Annotated in this window: 2 protein-coding genes and 1 pseudogene; all 3 read right to left on the bottom strand. The window is 65.5% G+C overall.

Features of this window, described 5'->3' with window-relative positions:
- A pseudogene (locus RFM41_RS33925) lies at positions 1–237 on the bottom strand (hypothetical protein); the annotation flags it as partial.
- A gap of 2 nt (positions 238–239) precedes the next feature.
- Positions 240–1,915, bottom strand: a protein-coding gene (gene tnpC / locus RFM41_RS33920; protein WP_430691609.1) for an IS66 family transposase whose coding sequence is annotated in 2 segments (ribosomal slippage) — positions 240–1,765 and positions 1,765–1,915 — 1,677 coding nt in all. Because the reading frame shifts where the segments join, the coding sequence is not laid out codon by codon here.
- A gap of 66 nt (positions 1,916–1,981) precedes the next feature.
- Positions 1,982–2,398: IS66 family insertion sequence element accessory protein TnpB (gene tnpB, locus RFM41_RS33915; protein WP_347344044.1), on the bottom strand; the 417-nt coding region annotated here is incomplete at its 5' end.

Raw genomic sequence — 2,398 nt, 5'->3', positions numbered from 1 at the left:
GGGGTCAAGGTTTCGATGGTGAGACGCGATGATATTCTTCGAGGAGGAGTTTGACCTCCTCGATGCCTTCATCGGTGAAGGCCAGGATCCCGTCGTCATCGTTGGCGCCGTAGACCCAGATGACGCGTCCTCGGGCTCGAGACCGAGGGTAAGGTCCTGGATGAGCGCTTCGCTGACGCCGAGGTCGCTGGCGACACGTTCGACGGTGGAGACGTGATGCACCTTATTGCGCTGCATGATCAGGCCGCCGCTGGGTGGGTCCGCAGTTTTGCGGATCGCCAATTCCACGGCAGCAAATCATCGATCCGCTGTGCTGGATGGGCCGCGATGCGCGCCAGGATATCGGCGAGCCAGGCCTGAGGGTCAATGTCATTCAATTTGGCGCTGGCGATCAGGCTGTAGAGAACGGCAGCGCGCTGTCCGCCGCGATCGGAACCGCAGAACAGCCAGGACTTTCTGCCGAGAGCGATGCCGCGCAGGGCTCGCTCGGCTGCATTGTTCGACAGGCAAATCCGCCCATCGGCGAGGAACCGGGTGAAGGATGGCCAGCGGCGCAGCATGTAGTTGAAGGCCTTGGTCAGATCGTGTCCGCGCGAGAGCTTGTCGCGCGTCTCGATCATCCAGCGCTCGAGTTCGGTGACCAGCGGCACGCTCCGCTCCTGGCGCACGGCGTGACGTTGGGCCGGCGACAGGCCGTTGATCTCGCGCTCGATATCGAACAGGGCATCGATGCGCTTCACGGCTTCAACCGCGAGCGGATAGACCAGGTTGGGCTTGTCGCCGCGCGCCTTCTTGCGCGCCGCCGCTTCGATATCGGCCAGCTCGAACACTTTGCGCCGGCTGTGGGCCCAGCAGCTGGCTTCCAGAACAGGCGCCGGCTGACGACCCGTCGCATAGAGATCGCCGTAACCGCCAAAGGCATCGGCCTGCAGAATGCCGCTCCAGCCGGCGAGATGCGCCGCGGGATGTTCGCCTCGGCGATCGCGGGAATAATAGAACACCGCCGCCGGCGGATCGGCGCCGCCGAACGGTCGGTCATCGCGCACATAGGTCCATAATCGGCCGGTATCGGTCTTGCCCTTGGCCAGGACCGGCACCGTCGTGTCGTCGCCGTGCAGACGTGAAGCGGCCAGCACATGGGCTTCGAGCCGCTTGAACAGCGGCATCAGCGCCGCGGCGCCGGCGCCGACCTGGTCGGCGAGCGTCGACAGGCTGAGCGGCACGCCTTCGCGGGCATAGCGTTCAGCCTGGCGGTTGAGCGGCTGATGCTGTCCGAACTTCTCGAACAGGATCATCGCCAGCAGGCTGGGACCGGCCCAGCCGCGCGGGGTGGCGTGGAACGGCGCCGGAGCCTGGCTGATCGCCTCGCAGTCGCGGCAGGTGAACTTCTCCCGCACGTGCTGGATCACCTTCCATTGCCGCGGCACCACCTCCAGCGTCTCGGTGATATCCTCACCCAGCTTGCGCAGCCGATGACCGCCGCAGCAGTGGCAAGCGGCCGGTGCCGGCTCGACCACGCGTTCGCGCGGCAGATGCTCGGGAAATGGCTGGCGCGCCGGTCGTTTGCGCACATAAGGCGCCACCTCGGTGGTCCGGGCCGCGGCCTGTTCGGCGGCGATCTCGTCTTGCGTCGCCGTGCTCTCGAGCTCCTCGAAGGTGAGCTCCATCTGCTCGTGCAGCCGGGCGGAACGTTCAGAACTTTGACCATGCAGCGCCCGCTGCAGCTTCCGGATCGTCAGATCCTGGTGTGCGATCAGCGCCGCATCTCCGATGCCTTGGCCCTGGCGACCGCCAGTTCGGCCTCGACCAGCGCAGCGCGCGCGGCCTCGTCTTCGGCTCTGGCCAGCGCCGCGGCCAGCGCTGCCCTCAGCGCGCCGATATCGTCCGGAACAGCATCCTGGGCGGTGGCAACCATGCCCTGGAGTGAATCATAAAACGCCTCCGCTGACTCGCGGAAAATGGCGCTAACTCAAAGAAAAACTCAGCCAGCGCGCTCAGGGCGGAACGTGTGACGCGGGTTGCGCCAATCGATCCCGTCGAGCATGTAGGCCAGCTGCGCCGGTGATATGGAAACCGTGCCATCCGCCGGCGACGGCCATAGAAACCGGCCCTTCTCGAGCCGCTTTGCATACAGCGACATGCCGAGCCCATCATGCCAGATAATCTTGATCAGATTGCCGCTGCGACCGCGGAAGACATAAAGATCGCCGGCATGCGGATCCCGGCCCAACGTCTCCTGAACCTGCAGAGCCAAGCCTTGCATCCCGCGACGCATATCGGTTCGGCCGACCGCCAACCAGATCCGCACCTGGCTCGGAACCGGGATCATGAAACGCCCAGCGCCTTCACCATCGCCGCCGCCAGTGTCGGTGGCGTGGTCAGCGGAATCCGCAGCCGC

Source organism: Mesorhizobium vachelliae, from assembly GCF_033977325.1.
Taxonomy (GTDB): Bacteria; Pseudomonadota; Alphaproteobacteria; order Rhizobiales; family Rhizobiaceae; genus Mesorhizobium; species Mesorhizobium vachelliae.
This window is presented reverse-complemented; position numbering and strand designations above follow the sequence as displayed.